A 14,638-nucleotide genomic window follows, 5' to 3' on the forward strand; every position below is an offset into this window, starting at 1 on the left:
GGGTACGTCCACCGCAGCCGCCCCGACGTTGGTTCGACCGTAACGCGTCCGTGATTCGAGAGGCTCCCCAGCATGAGCACCCCCGCCCCCCGTGAACCGCGCGGCCCCGTCGACTCCTCCCGCATCCCGCGCTACGCAGGCCCCGCGACCTTCGCCCGCCTGCCCCGCCTGGACGAGGTCGGCACGGCGGACGTGGCCGTCGTCGGCGTGCCCTTCGACACCGGCGTCTCCTACCGGCCCGGCGCCCGCTTCGGCGGCAACGCCATCCGCGAGGCCTCCCGCCTGCTGCGCCCGTACAACCCGGCCCAGGACGCCTCGCCCTTCGCCCTCGCGCAGGTCGCCGACGCCGGCGACATCGCCGCGAACCCGTTCAACATCGACGAGGCCGTCGAGACCATCGAGGCCGCCGCGGACGACATCCTCGGCACCGGCGCCCGCATGATGACCCTGGGCGGCGACCACACCATCGCCCTGCCCCTGCTGCGCTCGGTCGCCAAGAAGCACGGCCCCGTCGCCCTGCTGCACTTCGACGCGCACCTCGACACCTGGGACACCTACTTCGGCGCCGAGTACACCCACGGCACGCCGTTCCGCCGGGCCGTCGAGGAGGGCATCCTCGACACCGAGGCGCTGTCCCACGTCGGCACGCGCGGCCCGCTGTACGGCAAGAAGGACCTGACGGACGACGAGAAGATGGGCTTCGGCATCGTCACCTCCGCCGACGTCATGCGCCGCGGCGTCGACGAGATCGCCGACCAGCTGCGCCAGCGCGTCGGCGACCGCCCGCTGTACATCTCCATCGACATCGACGTCCTGGACCCGGCCCACGCCCCCGGCACCGGCACCCCGGAGGCCGGCGGCCTGACCTCCCGCGAGCTGCTGGAGATCCTGCGCGGCCTGTCCTCCTGCAACCTGGTCTCCGCCGACCTGGTCGAGGTCGCCCCGGCCTACGACCACGCCGAGATCACGTCGGTCGCCGCGTCCCACGCGGCGTACGAGCTGACGACGATCATGTCGCGGCAGATCGCCGCCTCGCGCGGCTGACGCGACCCCTTCCCGGAGCGCCGGGCAGGCCGGGAGACCGGCCCGCCCGGCGCTTTCCGCTTCGGGGGCCCGTACGGCCGCGTCAAAGGTGCGTCAGCCCGGACCCGCCGCCCGACAAGGCCGCGTAAGGATCCGGTGACGGGCCGTGCCCGGACGGTTGGCTGGGGTGATCACCGCCCTGATCGCCCACCTCCGTCGAAGGCCACCCCGTTGTCGCTGCACCTGCTCCCCGAACAGGACGTCGCCGCCCCCGTCCCCGCCCCGCCCGCGCCCGTGCGGAAACGGCACCGGCGGGTGTCCGGCGGCGCCGTCGACCTCCGCCTGCTGGCGGCCTCCCTCCCGGACGCCTTCCGCAAGCTGCACCCCCGGGTCATGGTCAGGCACCCGGTGCTGTTCGTGGTCGAGGCGGGCTCCGTCCTCACCACCCTCTCCGCGCTCCTCGACCCGTCCGCCTTCGCCTGGCTCATCAGCGTCTGGCTGTGGCTGACCGTGCTCTTCGCCAACCTGGCCGAGGCGGTCGCCGAGGGCCGCGGCAAGGCCCAGGCCGAGACGCTGCGCCGCACCCGCGACACCACCGTCGCCCGCCGGCTGCGCGCGTGGCGGGTCGGCATGGACCGGCGCGACTGGTACGAGGAGCGCGTGGTCGCCGCGGACCTGCGCCCGCAGGACTTCGTCGTCGTCGAGGCGGGCGGGACCGTCCCCGGCGACGGCGAAGTCGTCGAGGGCGTCGCGGCGGTGGACGAGTCGGCCATCACGGGCGAGTCCGCGCCGGTCATCCGCGAGTCCGGCGGCGACCGCTCGGGTGTCACCGGCGGGACGAAGGTGCTCTCCGACCGGATCGTCGTCCGCGTCACCTCGCGCCCCGGCCACACCTTCCTCGACCGCATGATCGCCCTGGTCGAGGGCACCAGCCGGCAGAAGACGCCCAACGAGCTGGCCCTGAACATCCTGCTCGCCTCCCTGACCGTGATCTTCATCCTGGCGGTGGTGTCGCTGCAGCCCATGGCGGGCTGGGCCGGCGCCCCGCAGAGCATCACGGTCCTCGTCGCACTTCTCGTCACTCTCATCCCCACAACCATCGGCGCCCTGCTGTCGGCGATCGGCATCGCCGGCATGGACCGCCTCGTCCAGCGCAACGTCCTCGCCCTGTCCGGGCGTGCCGTGGAGGCCGCCGGGGACGTCAACACGCTCCTCCTGGACAAGACCGGGACCATCACCCTGGGCAACCGCCACGCGGCCTCCTTCGTGCCCGTCAAGGGCGTCCCGCACGAGCTGCTGGCCGACGCCGCCCAGCTCGCCTCCCTGGCCGACGAGACGCCCGAGGGCCGCTCCATCGTCGCCCTCGCGCAGCAGTACGGGATCCGGCACGGCGACGGCGAACTCGCACACGGCCGCTTCGTGCCGTTCTCCGCGCAGACGCGGATGAGCGGGGCGGACTTCGCCTACGACGGGGAGTTCTGCCGCATCCGCAAGGGCGCCGGCAGCGCGGTCGCGCAGTGGGTGACCCGGCGCGGCGGCGAGGTCCCCGCCGAGGCATCCTGGATCGCGGACTCCATCGCGGCCGGCGGCGGCACCCCGCTGCTCGTCGCCCTGGAGGACGCCGACGGCTGCCGGGTCCTCGGCGCCGTCCACCTCAAGGACGTCGTCAAGCCCGGCATCGCCGAGCGCTTCGCCGAACTGCGCGCCATGGGCATCAGGACCGTCATGGTCACCGGCGACAACCCGCTCACCGCCAAGGCCATCGCCGCCGAGGCGGGCGTGGACGACTACATCGCCGAGGCCACCCCCGAGCACAAGCTCGCCCGCATCCGCGAGGAGCAGGCCGGCGGCAAGCTCGTGGCGATGACGGGCGACGGCACGAACGACGCTCCCGCGCTGGCCCAGGCGGACGTGGGCGTGGCCATGAACACCGGCGGCCGGCTACGAGGGCCTGGAGAAGCTCAACGTCATGAGCCTGCACAGCCCGACCTCGGCCATCGCCTCCGCGATCATCTTCAACGCCCTGGTCATCGTCGCCCTGATCCCCCTCGCCCTGCGCGGCGTCCGCTACGCCCCCTCCAGCGCGCACGCCCTGCTGCGCCGCAACCTCGGCCTGTACGGGATGGGCGGGCTGATCGCGCCCTTCGCCGGCATCAAACTCATCGACCTGCTGCTGCAGTTCATGCCGGGCCTGTGACGGGCGGGGCGGCGGCCGAGCCATGAGACGCACCCACCACCGGTTGGGGGCCGGGGGGCATTCCCCGGGCGATGGAGCCCGTACGTTCACGCGTTTTTCCCGTACGTTCACGCGAATCAACTCCCGTGCCAGTCCCGGCGATCTACGGTGAGCGCAGTCACCCGCAGCCGCCTCAGGAGGCCCGTCCCGTGCGTACCCGATCCGCGCTCGCCGCCGCCGCTGCCGCGCTGGCCGCGGCCACGTGCCTGACCCCGACGACCGCCGCCGCGGCGCCCCGGCAGCCGCACGCGCCCGCGCACGCGTGCTCGCCCTCCGTGCGGATCGACGCCTTCTCCGACGCCCTGGACAAGAAGACGTTCCAGGGAGCGTTCGTCGGCAACCTCTCGGCCCTCGCGACCGACAAGGACGGCACCGTCGCCGCGCTCTCCGACCGCTCCCAGCTGTTCTCCCTCGACGTACGGCAGAAGGGCCGCGGAACGCCGTCCGCGACGCCCGTACGAGTCGTGAACCTCGCCGACGAGAAGGGCGGCCCGCTCGACTCCGAGGGCCTGGTCGTCGACCGCGACGGCACCCGGCTGGTCAACTCCGAGACCGAGCCCTCCGTGCGCCGCTACGCCGAGGACGGCAAGCTGCTGGGCCGCCTCCCGGTGCCCGCCGCGCTCCAGGTCGCGCCGGCAGGCCGCGCCGTGTCCAACCAGACCTTCGAAGGGCTGACCCTGCAGCCCGGCGGGCGCACGCTGATCGCCTCCATGGAGCAGTCCCTGGCCGGTGACGGGCCGGACACCGCCGGCAGGCCGCTCGTACGCCTGCAGAGCTGGCAGCGGCACGGCCGGCAGGAGTTCGCCCTCGGCCCGCAGTACGCCTACCCCGTCGACAAGGGCCTCGGCGTCGCCGAGATCACCGCGGCGGGCGACGGCCGCCTCCTCGTCCTGGAGCGCGGCTTCACGGCCGGCGCCGGCAACACCGTACGGCTCTACCTCGCCGACCCGCGCCGCGCGAGCGACGTCACCGCCGTCACGAACCTGCCGGGCGGCGCCGGTATCCGGCCCGTGGGCAAGGAGCTCCTCGCCGACCTCGGCGCGTGCCCGTCCCTGGGCGCGACCGCGCGGCAGCCCCAGCGGAACCCCCTCCTCGACAACATCGAGGGCCTCGTCGTCGCGAAGCGGAGCGGAGGGTTCCTCCGTCTGCTGCTGGTGAGCGACGACAACCAGAACGCTGCGCAGATCACCCGCCTCTACGCGCTCACGGTGCGCCTGCCGCGTCCGTAGGGCGTGCGCACACCTCGGCCTCCTGCCCGTCCCTTGTTGCGGCGGGATGAAATCCGCAGTCCAGGGCGTTGGGCCCTCCGTCAGCAGGACGAGAGCGGCAGCGCAGGAGGCTCGGGTGGCAGCGGCGAAGGACACAACAGGCCAAGGGTGGGCCAGGCGGCTCGCCGGCTACTGCTGGCGCTACCGCACCGCGGTGCTCCTCGCCCTCGGCTCCTCGCTCGCCGGCATGGCCGTCATGGCGCTCGTGCCCCTCATACCCAAGCTGATCATCGACGACGTGATCGGCTCCCACCAGCGCCCCCTGGCCCCCTGGGCCGCGCTCCTCATAGCCGCCGCCGTAGTCGTCTACGGCCTGACGTACGTCCGCCGCTACTACGGCGGCCGGCTCGCCCTCGACGTCCAGCACGACCTGCGGACCGAGATGCACGCCGCGATCACCCGGCTCGACGGGCGCCGCCAGGACGAGCTGTCCACCGGACAGGTCGTCGGCCGCGCCACCAGCGACCTCCAGCTGATCCAGAGCCTGCTCTTCATGCTGCCGATGATGATCGGCAACCTCATGCTCTTCGCCATCTCGCTCGTCGTGATGGTGACCCTCTCCCCGCTCCTGACCGTCGTCGCCCTGGCCGTCGCCCCCGCGCTGTGGATCCTCGCCAAGCACAGCCGCACCCGGCTCTTCCCCGCCACCTGGTACGCCCAGGGACAGGCCGCGGCCGTCGCCGGCGTCGTGGACGGCGCCGTCGGCGGCGTGCGCGTCGTCAAGGGCTTCGGCCAGGAGGAGCAGGAGACCGCCAAGCTCCGCGAGGTGGGCCGCAGGCTCTTCGCCGGCCGCCTGCGCACCGTGCGCCTCAACTCCCGCTACACCCCGGCCCTCCAGGCCGTCCCCGCCCTCGGCCAGGTCGCCATGCTCGCCCTCGGCGGCTGGATGGCCACCCGCGGCCAGATCACCCTCGGTACGTTCGTCGCCTTCTCGACCTACCTCGCGCAGCTCGTCGGCCCCGTGCGGATGCTCACCATGGTCCTCACCGTCGGCCAGCAGGCCCGCGCCGGCGTCGAGCGCGTCCTCGAACTCGTCGACACCGAGCCCGTCGTCCAGGAGCGCCCGGACGCGCGCGAGCTGCCCGCGGACGCCCCCGCCACGGTCGAGTTCGACAGGGTCTCCTTCGGCTACGACCCCGCCCGGTCCGTCCTCAACGGCTTCTCCCTGCGCATCGAGCCCGGCGAGACCGTGGCCGTCGTCGGCGCCTCCGGCAGCGGCAAGTCCACCGTCTCCCTGCTGCTGCCGCGCTTCTACGACGTCACCGGCGGCGCCGTGCGCGTCGGCGGCCACGACGTCCGCGACCTCACCCTGCCCTCCCTGCGCGCCGCCATCGGCCTCGTGCCCGAGGACAGCTTCCTGTTCTCCGACACCATCCGCGAGAACATCGCCTACGGGCACCCGGACGCCACCGACGAGCAGATCCGCGCCGCCGCGCGCGCCGCCCAGGCGGACGGCTTCATCAGCGAACTCCCCGACGGCTACGACACCGCCGTCGGCGAGCAGGGCCTGACCCTCTCCGGCGGCCAGCGCCAGCGCGTCGCCCTCGCCCGCGCGATCCTCACCGACCCGCGCCTGCTCCTCCTGGACGACGCCACGTCCGCGGTCGACGCGCGCGTGGAGCACGAGATCCACGAGGCGCTGCGCGGCGTCATGGCGGGCCGCACGACCCTGCTCATCGCCCACCGCGCGTCGACGCTGGCGCTCGCCGACCGGATCGCCGTGCTGGACGGCGGCCGGCTCGTCGACGTCGGCACGGCGGAGGAGCTGGAGGAGCGCTGCGAGCGGTACCGCGCGCTGCTGACGGACCCCGGGGAGCTGGCGGGCGTCGTGAAGGACCCGGCCGGCCAGGCGCCGCACACGGAGGAGGCGGCGCCCGCCGCGGCCTCCCGCCTGCCCGCGGGCCGCACGCGCCCTGTGGTCAACGGCGTCACTCCCGCCCTGTGGGTGCGCAAGGACGAGCCCTCCGGCCCCGCCGACGGCGTCACGGGCATGCCCGCCACCCCCGAACTGCTCGCCAAGGTGGCCGCCCTGCCGCCCGCGGACGACACCCCGGACGTGGACGAGGAGCGGGCCGCGCGCCCCGAGGAGGCGTACGGGCTGCGTCAGCTGCTGCGCGGCTTCGGCGCGCCGCTCGTCCTCAGCCTGCTGCTCGTGGCCGTCGACGCCGTCGCCGGCCTGCTGCTGCCCGTCCTGATCCGGCACGGCATCGACAAGGGCGTCCAGCAGCTCGCCCTGGGAGCGGTCTGGGTGGCCTCGGGGCTGGCCCTGCTCGTCGTCGTGGTCCAGTGGGCCGCCCAGGTCGCGGAGACCCGGCTGACCGGCCGCACGGGCGAGCGCATCCTCTACGCGCTGCGCGTGAAGATCTTCGCCCAGCTGCAGCGGCTGGGACTCGACTACTACGAGCGCGAGCTCACCGGCAAGATCATGACGCGGATGACGACGGACGTGGACGCCCTGTCGACGTTCCTGCAGACCGGTCTGGTCACCGCCGTCGTCTCCGTCCTCACCTTCTTCGGCATCCTCGTCGCCCTCCTCGTCATCGACGTGGAACTGGCCCTCGTGGTCTTCGCGACGCTGCCGCTGCTGGTCGCCGGCACCGTCGTCTTCCGCCGGCAGAGCGTCAAGGCGTACGAGCTGGCGCGCGAGCGCGTCGGGCTCGTCAACGCGGACCTGCAGGAGAGCGTCGCGGGCCTGCGCATCGTGCAGGCGTTCCGGCGCGAGGAGGCGGGCGCCCGGCGGTTCGCGGAGCGCAGCCGGTCCTACCGGCAGGCGCGGGTGCGCGGCCAGTGGCTGATATCGATCTACTTCCCCTTCGTGCAGCTGCTGTCGTCCGTGGCCGCCGCCGCGGTCCTGATCGTGGGCGCCGGCCGGGTGAGCGACGGCACGCTGACCGCGGGCGCGCTGGTGGCCTACCTGCTCTACATCGACCTGTTCTTCGCCCCCGTCCAGCAGCTGTCGCAGGTCTTCGACGGCTACCAGCAGGCCACCGTCTCACTCGGCCGGGTGCAGGGCCTGCTGCGCGAGCCGACGACCACGCCCGTGGCGGAGCGGCCGCGCGAGGTGCGGGAGCTCAGCGGCGAGATCGTCTTCGACGACGTCGCCTTCCACTACGGCGACGGCGAGCACGCCCTGTCCGGCATCCGGCTGACGATCCCGGCCGGCCAGACCGTCGCGTTCGTCGGCGAGACCGGCGCCGGCAAGTCGACCCTGGTCAAGCTGGTGGCGCGGTTCTACGACCCGACGAGCGGCGCCGTCCTCGTGGACGGGCACGACCTGCGCGAGCTCGACCCCACCGGCTACCGGCACCGGCTCGGCGTCGTCCCGCAGGAGCCGTACCTCTTCCCCGGCACCGTGCGCGACGCCATCGCCTACGGGCGCCCGGACGCCACCGACGCCGAGGTGGAGGCCGCGGCGCGGGCGGTCGGCGCGCACGACATGGTCGCCACCCTCGACGGCGGCTACCTGCACGAGGTCACCGAGCGCGGCCGCAACCTCTCCGCGGGCCAGCGCCAGCTGATCGCCCTGGCCCGCGCGGAGCTCGTCGACCCGGACGTCCTGCTGCTCGACGAGGCCACGGCCGCGCTCGACCTCGCCACGGAGGCGCTGGTCAACCAGGCCACGGAGCGGCTGGCCGGACGCCGCACGACGCTCGTGGTCGCCCACCGGCTGACCACGGCGGCCCGCGCGGACCGCGTGGTGGTCCTCGACCGCGGCCGCGTCGCCGAGGACGGCACGCACGCCGAGCTGCTGGCCCGTGAGGGGCGCTACGCGGAGCTGTGGCGGACGTTCACGGGCGAGGCGGTGCCGGCGTAGGCCGCGGGGGCTCCCCGCCCGGTACGTTGGCGCCGGAAGGCAGAAGAGAAGGCGCTTCGTACCGAGCGGGGGACCCCATGCGCAAGCTCACCTACTTCATCGCCACCACCATCGACGGCTTCATCGCGGGCCCGGGCGACGAGTTCGGGTTCATGATGTCGATCCTGGACGACGCGTACGTCGCCGCCCTGGTCGAGAGCTACCCCGACACCGTCTCCGCGCGCGGCCGCGTGGCCGTCGGACTCGGCCCGGACAACAGAGACTTCGACACGGTCCTGATGGGCCGCAACACCTACGAGCCCGGCCTGTCGACCGGCATGACCAGCCCGTACCCGCACCTGCGGCAGTACGTCGTCTCGAAGTCCCTCACCAGCAGCCCCGACCCCGCGGTCACCGTCTTCTCCGGCGACGTGGTGGAGCTGGTCCGCGGCCTCAAGCGGGAGCGGGGCAAGGGGATCTGGCTGTGCGGCGGGGCGAGCCTCGCGGGACAGCTGCGCGACGAGATCGACGAGATCGTCCTCAAGATCAACCCGTTCGTTGCGGGGAAGGGCATCCCCCTCTTCGCGTCGGAGTTCGCCCCGGAGCTCTACGAGCTCAAGGGGACCCGCACGTTCGGCAACGGCGTCGTCATGGTGACGTACGTCAAGTGCACCGGCTGAGCGCGGCCCGCTCCCGCAGGGCGGTCACTCCCGGCCCGGGCTCCGCGGCGTCGTAGGCGGCCCGGGCCCGCTCCACGGTCTGCTGGTGGCGCTCGTGCCAGCCCTCGATGGCGGCGAGCGGCCCGATGAGGCTCCGCCCGAGCTCGGTCAGGCCGTAGGCCACGCGGACGACGGCCTGACCGTCCTCGACCGTCCGGTGCACCAGCCCGTCCCGCTCCAGCCCGCGCAGCGTCTGCGTCAGCACCTTGCGGCTCACCGGGCGCATCCGGCGCTCCAGCTCGCCGAAGTAGGCCGGGCCGCCGCCGAGCAGGCTGAGCGTGAGGGCGGACCAGCGGTCGCCGAGCCGGTCGAGCACGGGGCGGCAGGGGCACAGATCTTCCACGGAGGAGGCAACCGGCCGGGGCCGGGGCGTATTCCCAGGGGCGGATGCCCGGCAGCCCCCGGGCGGTTACCTGGAAGTTCCGTCTGGCCGGTGCCGGGAGCGCCGCAACAGCATGGTTCAGCGGCCCAGCAGCCGCAAACAGCCGTCGTCACCGCACACCGCACAGGAGCAGCACATGTCCACGCCCCCGGTCCGTATGCAGGCAGTCGTCCAGGACCGCTTCGGCGGTCCCGAGGTCCTGCGCCTCGCCGAGGTCGAGCGCCCCGGACCGGGGCCGGCCGAGATCCTCGTCCGGGTCCGCGCGGCGGGCGTCAACCCGGTGGACGTCAAGACGCGGGCCGGCGAGGGCATCGCCGGCTGGCTCGGCGACCCGCCGTTCACGCTCGGCTGGGACGTCTCCGGGGTGGTGGAGGCGGTGGGCTTCGGCGTCACGCTGTTCCAGCCGGGGGACGAGGTGTACGGCATGCCGCGCTTCCCGCACCTGGGCGCGGCGTTCGCCGAGTACGTCACCGCGCCGTCCCGGCACTTCGCGCGCAAGCCGGCGGGCCTGTCCCACGCGGAGGCCGCGGCGCTGCCGCTGGCCGCGCTGACTGCCTGGCAGATCCTCGTCGACACGGCGGACGTACGGGCGGGACAGCGGGTGCTGGTGCACGCGGCGGCGGGCGGCGTCGGCCACCTCGCCGTGCAGATCGCCAAGTCCCGTGGCGCGTACGTGATCGGCACCTCCGGCCCCGCCAAGGCGGACTTCGTCCGCTCCCTCGGCGCCGACGAGGTCCTCGATCACACCGCCGTCCGCTTCGAGGACCGCGTCCGCGACGCCGACCTGGTGGTGGACTCGATCGGCACCCCCGCCCACCAGGTCCGCTCCCTGGCCGCCCTGCGGCCGGGCGGCCTGCTGGTCGCGGTCCCCTCGGGCGTGGACCCGGAGGCGGCCCGGCTGGCGGCGGAGCGGGGCGTACGGGCCACGGGCATCCTCGTGGAGCCCGACCGCGCGGCCCTGGAGGCGATCACCGCACTGGTGGAGGCGGGGGAGCTGCGGGTGGAGGTGTCGGCCGAACTCCCGCTCGCTGCAGTGGCGGAGGCCCACGCGCTGGTGGAGACGGGACGCACGCGCGGCAAGGTGGTCCTGACGCTCGGCTGACGGAAAGGGGCTGGTGCGCCGGTCGGCCCCCCGGTAGGTTCGCGGCGGACCGTGCGAACCAGGGGAGGGTGAGTGCGCAAGGCATTCAGATGGCTGCTGGCCCTGACGGTGCTCGTGGGCACCGTCGGCGCCGGCGGCACCGCGAGCGCAGCAGCGACCACAGAGCCGGACATCAAGGAACGCGTCCTCAAGATCCCGGGGATGAAGCTCGTCGAGGAGAAGCCCTACGAGGGCTACCGCTACCTCGTCCTGACCTACGACCAGCCGGTCGACCACCGGAACCCGGCCAAGGGGACGTTCCAGCAGCGCTTCACGCTGCTGCACAAGTCGACCGACCGGCCCACCGTGTTCTTCACCTCCGGCTACAACGTCAACACCAGCCCGGGCCGCAGCGAGCCGACCCGCATCGTCGACGGCAACCAGGTGTCGCTGGAGTACCGGTTCTTCACCCCGTCGCGGCCCCAGCCGGCTGACTGGTCGAAGCTGGACATCTACCAGGCGGCCAGTGACCAGCACCGCCTCTACGCCGCCCTCAAGCCGCTCTACGGCAAGAACTGGCTGGCCACCGGCGGCAGCAAGGGCGGCATGACGGCCACGTACTACCGCCGCTTCTACCCGAACGACATGAACGGCACCGTCGCCTACGTCGCGCCCAACGACGTCGACAACGACGACGACTCGGCCTACGACCGGTTCTTCGCGAACGTTGGCGACCAGGCCTGCCGCAACCAGCTGAACTCGGTGCAGCGCCAGGCGCTGCTGCGCCGCGGCGAGATCGTCGGCCGCTACCAGAAGTGGGCCGGCGAGAACGGCAAGACGTTCAAGGTCATCGGCGACGCCGACAAGGCCTACGAGAACGTCGTCCTCGACCTGGTCTACTCGTTCTGGCAGTACCACCTGCAGAGCGAGTGCGCGACCGTGCCCGCCACGAACGCCTCCACCGATGACCTGTACAAGTTCATCGACACCATCTCGGGCTTCGACGGCTACACCGACCAGGGCCTGGAGCGCTTCACGCCGTACTACTACCAGGCGGGCACCGAGCTCGGCGCGCCCACCGTGAAGTACCCGCACCTCAAGGGCCTGCTGCGGTACCCGGACGCCGTCCAGCCGCGCGCCTACGTGCCGCGGGACATCCCGATGAAGTTCAAGCGCAACGCGATGGCGGACGTCGACCGCTGGGTGCGCGACGACAGCAAGCGGATGCTCTTCGTCTACGGGCAGAACGACCCGTGGAGCAGCGAGCCGTTCCGCCTCGGCAGGAACGCGGCCGCGCGCGAGGACTACCGCTTCTACGCGCCCGGCGGCAACCACGGCTCCAACATCGCCCAGCTGGTCGCCGACGAGCGGGCCACGGCCACGGCTAAGGTCCTGCAGTGGGCGGGCGTCGCCCCGGCGGCGGTGGCGGAGGACGCCTCGCACGCCAAGCCGCTCGCCACGTACGACGCGAAGCTCGACAAGCCGCTCGTCGAGCCGCGGAAGGGCCTGCGCCCGTAGGCCACCGGCCGCGGAAGGGCAGCCCCGCCGCACCGGCGGGTCAGGACAGGCGGCGGGCGCACCCGACGGGTGCCCCGCCGCCCACTTGTACGTACAGGTCCGTCGAGGGCGGGCACTCCCGGCGCGCGCCGACCTCCGTCGTGACGCGGTACTCGGGGGCGCGGGCCCCCGAGCCGTCGCAGGCGGTCTCCTTCACCACCCCGTCCCGCTGGGCGTAGAGGCAGTCGCCGGTCACCGTCAGGGGCCCGCCGCCCATGCCCGGGTCGCCCGGGTGCGGCGGCTGGAGGTTGCGCATGCAGGCGTAGCCCTCGGGCGCGCTGCTCTCCTCCGAGGTGCCCCGGTCGAGGGCGTTGATGTGCAGGACGAAGTCCGTTTCGCCGGGGCAGCGCGGGCCGCCGGAGCGGGGGCCGTTGTAGCGGGCGAGGACCCGGGCGGCGGCCTCCGCGCTCCGGCAGGACATCTCGGTGAACGAGCCCGCGGCGCGCCCCGCGCACTCCCCGCGGGCCAGGAACGCCGGATCGTGCCCGGAGCGGGCGTGGGCCCCGGCCGCGGCGGCTCCGGCCGCGGCGGCGGGCTGCCGGCCCGTGCGGCAGCCGGTCAGCGCCCCCGCCGTGCAGGCGGCGGCGAGCACGAGCGCGAGCAGCGCCGCCCGCGGCGTGCGTGGCCGCATGATGTCCCCCGTCCCCCCGATGCGCTCCAGCCTGGCTTCCCGGGCCCGGCGCACGCCAGACGTGCGGGGCGCGCGGCGCCGGTGGAAACGATGTGTGTGCGGGCGCGTTCCGCCGGGCGTACGCCGGGGTGCGTGCGCCTCGGACGCGCCCCGGAGGAGGGTTCTCCCCAGGTCCTGCCCGCCGTCGGCGCAGATGGAGCAGGGGGCGCGCCGACGACGGCATGCTGCCCGCCGCAGGCGGCGGAGAGGGAGGTCAGCAACCGGCCGGTGGCGCGGGCCGACACCGCTCTGCGGGGGGTACGACGGCAGCACGGCCCTTGGACGGGCGGCGCCCCGGAGCGGTTCCGCACCGGGGCGCGCGTCAGTCGAGCGCGCGCCGTTTCGTGCCGAGACCGGGCAGCCGGCGGGTCAGCAGCCGCGCGCGCGGCGCGAGCCGCCGGGCCATCGCGAACACCGACTCCGTGCGCGAGCGGTCGCTGTCGAGGACGGTGAAGAGGTTGACCCCGAGGTAGAACGTGATCGCGGCGTTGGCGAGGTCGCGCGGCGGGGTGAGGCGGGCGAGCGGCGTCCCGCCGATGACCCGCTCCAGGGTCTGCTCGACGAAGGAGATCCACGGCTCCGCCCGGACCCGTATCTCCTCGCGCAGCTCCGGCTTGGCGACGGCCGCGGCGACGAGCTCGGAGAACATGGTCAGGTGCCCGCCGTCGATGTCGCTGCGGTAGACGCGGGTGCCCGCGTCCACCAGGTCCTCCAGCGTGCGGGCGCCCGCGACGGCCTCGGTGAGCAGCTCCATGCGCTCGGCGGAGGAGCGGTCGAGCGCGGCGAACAGCAGCGGGTCGACGCCCCCGAAGTGATAGAAGACCAGCGCCGAGTTGACGCCCGCCTCCCTGGCGATCGTCCGCGCGCTGGACTTGGCGTAGCCCTGCGTCCGCAGCACGGTGTCCGCAGCCCGGATCAGCCGTTCCTTGGTGTCCACCGTCATGTGTGCAGCCCTCTCGCCGAGGCTGCATCATACGATTTAAACGGGTGATGCAAGGGCTTCAGAACGTCCTCAGGGGCCACTGTTCGTGCAGCGTGCGGACGGTTTCGGTGATGGCCGGCCGGCGGGCCGCGCCGGTGCGCCACAGGACGGAGAGCCGCCGCACGGGGACCGGGTCCAGCGGCACGGCCCGTACGCCCTCCGGCAGCGGGCCCCGCCCCAGGCGCGGCATGAGGGCGATGCCGAGGCCCGCGGCGACCAGCGCGATGTGGGTGTGGTTCTCGGCGGCCTGGTAGGCGAGGTCCGGCTCGTGCCCGGCGGCGCGCAGCGTGCGCACCAGCCAGTCGTGGCAGACGGTGCCCGGCGGCTGGCAGATCCAGCGGTGGTGCGGCAGGTCGCTCCGGTCGAGCATGGTGCGCCCGGCCAGCGGGTGCCCCTCCGGCACCAGGACGTCGCACCGGTCCTCACCGATCAGCGCCTGCTCCAGGCCCTCCGGAGGAGCCAGCGGAGCGATGTCCCAGTCGTGGACGACGGCGAGGTCGATGACGCCCTGGGAGACCAGGTCGACCGACAGGTGGGGATCGACCTCCAGCAGGCGGGCGTCCAGCGCGGGGTGGTCGCGCGTGAGGCGGGCGAGCACGCCCGGCATGAGGCCGCGCGCCGCCGACGGGAACGCCCCGACGACCAGCCGGCCCGCAGGCTGCCCGCGCCGCTCCTCCAGCTCCGTCTCCGCCCGCTCGACCAGCGCCAGCAACTGCTGGGCCGTCGACGCCAGATGCCGCCCCTCGTCGGTCAGCGCCACGCCCCGCCCGCGCCGCTCCAGCAGGGCCGTCCGCGTCTCCCGCTCCAGCTTGGTGACGGCCTGCGAGACGGCCGACGGGGTGTAGCCCAGGGCCACGGCCGCCGCACTCACCGAACCGTGCACCGACACGGCGTGCAGCGCCCGCAGGCGTGCCAGGTCCAGCACCG

The 14,638-nt window shown here is 73.8% G+C and carries 10 protein-coding genes and 1 pseudogene; 7 read left to right on the plus strand and 4 right to left on the minus strand.

Features of this window, described 5'->3' with window-relative positions:
* The first annotated feature begins 72 nt into the window (after positions 1–72).
* The 5 genes and pseudogenes from speB (at position 73) to IF61_RS0130440 (ending at position 9,000) form a co-directional block, all read left to right on the plus strand.
* A complete protein-coding gene (speB, locus tag IF61_RS0130420) occupies positions 73–1,044 on the plus strand; it encodes an agmatinase (RefSeq protein ID WP_030369776.1) in 972 nt (323 codons plus the stop codon).
* Positions 1,045–1,416: 372 nt separating this feature from the next.
* Positions 1,417–3,220, plus strand: a pseudogene (gene kdpB, locus IF61_RS32930) (potassium-transporting ATPase subunit KdpB).
* A 188-nt stretch (positions 3,221–3,408) separates the two neighbouring features.
* A complete protein-coding gene (locus IF61_RS0130430) occupies positions 3,409–4,488 on the plus strand; it encodes an esterase-like activity of phytase family protein (protein WP_030369777.1) in 1,080 nt (359 codons plus the stop codon).
* A 115-nt stretch (positions 4,489–4,603) separates the two neighbouring features.
* Entirely contained in the window at positions 4,604–8,341 is a 3,738-nt protein-coding gene (locus IF61_RS0130435) for an ABC transporter ATP-binding protein (RefSeq protein ID WP_030369778.1), read from the plus strand.
* Between the two features lie 77 nt (positions 8,342–8,418).
* A complete protein-coding gene (locus tag IF61_RS0130440; protein ID WP_030369779.1) occupies positions 8,419–9,000 on the plus strand; it encodes a dihydrofolate reductase family protein in 582 nt (193 codons plus the stop codon).
* Here IF61_RS0130440 and IF61_RS0130445 read toward each other — a convergent pair.
* Complete coding sequence (locus IF61_RS0130445; protein ID WP_052393281.1) at positions 8,984–9,382, minus strand: winged helix-turn-helix transcriptional regulator; 399 nt, start codon at positions 9,380–9,382, stop codon at positions 8,984–8,986. The two genes, IF61_RS0130440 and IF61_RS0130445, sit on opposite strands and share 17 nt — an antisense overlap.
* A 175-nt stretch (positions 9,383–9,557) precedes the next feature.
* Between IF61_RS0130445 and IF61_RS0130450 the strand changes: the two genes are divergently transcribed.
* Positions 9,558–10,523 (plus strand): NADP-dependent oxidoreductase, encoded by a 966-nt coding sequence (locus IF61_RS0130450; protein ID WP_245684682.1) that lies wholly within the window; start codon positions 9,558–9,560, stop codon positions 10,521–10,523.
* A gap of 72 nt (positions 10,524–10,595) precedes the next feature.
* Entirely contained in the window at positions 10,596–12,020 is a 1,425-nt protein-coding gene (locus IF61_RS0130455; protein ID WP_030369782.1) for a S28 family serine protease, read from the plus strand.
* Positions 12,021–12,060: 40 nt separating this feature from the next.
* Here IF61_RS0130455 and IF61_RS0130460 read toward each other — a convergent pair whose 3' ends face one another.
* The 3 genes from IF61_RS0130460 to IF61_RS0130470 all read right to left on the minus strand — a co-directional run bounded on the left by IF61_RS0130460 (position 12,061) and on the right by IF61_RS0130470 (position 14,636).
* The gene (locus IF61_RS0130460; RefSeq protein WP_052393283.1) at positions 12,061–12,690 is read right to left on the minus strand and encodes a hypothetical protein; all 630 of its coding nucleotides are present in this window, start codon (positions 12,688–12,690) and stop codon (positions 12,061–12,063) included.
* A gap of 361 nt (positions 12,691–13,051) precedes the next feature.
* Positions 13,052–13,672 (minus strand): TetR/AcrR family transcriptional regulator, encoded by a 621-nt coding sequence (locus IF61_RS0130465; protein ID WP_030369784.1) that lies wholly within the window; start codon positions 13,670–13,672, stop codon positions 13,052–13,054.
* Positions 13,673–13,730: 58 nt separating this feature from the next.
* A complete protein-coding gene (locus IF61_RS0130470) occupies positions 13,731–14,636 on the minus strand; it encodes a LysR family transcriptional regulator (RefSeq protein ID WP_030369785.1) in 906 nt (301 codons plus the stop codon).
* Positions 14,637–14,638: the final 2 nt, after the last annotated feature.

Origin of the sequence: Streptomyces roseoverticillatus (assembly GCF_000719265.1) — a bacterium.
GTDB lineage: Bacteria > Actinomycetota > Actinomycetes > Streptomycetales > Streptomycetaceae > Streptomyces > Streptomyces roseoverticillatus.

Bases quoted from the DNA above. Each gene is read 5' to 3' on its own strand.
- speB (WP_030369776.1), top strand. From the start codon at position 73: ATGAGCACCCCCGCCCCCCGTGAACCGCGCGGCCCCGTCGACTCCTCC.
- IF61_RS0130440 (WP_030369779.1), top strand. From the start codon at position 8,419: ATGCGCAAGCTCACCTACTTCATCGCCACCACCATCGACGGCTTCATC.
- IF61_RS0130450 (WP_245684682.1), top strand. From the start codon at position 9,558: ATGTCCACGCCCCCGGTCCGTATGCAGGCAGTCGTCCAGGACCGCTTC.
- IF61_RS0130460 (WP_052393283.1), bottom strand. From the start codon at position 12,690: ATGCGGCCACGCACGCCGCGGGCGGCGCTGCTCGCGCTCGTGCTCGCC.
- IF61_RS0130465 (WP_030369784.1), bottom strand. From the start codon at position 13,672: ATGACGGTGGACACCAAGGAACGGCTGATCCGGGCTGCGGACACCGTG.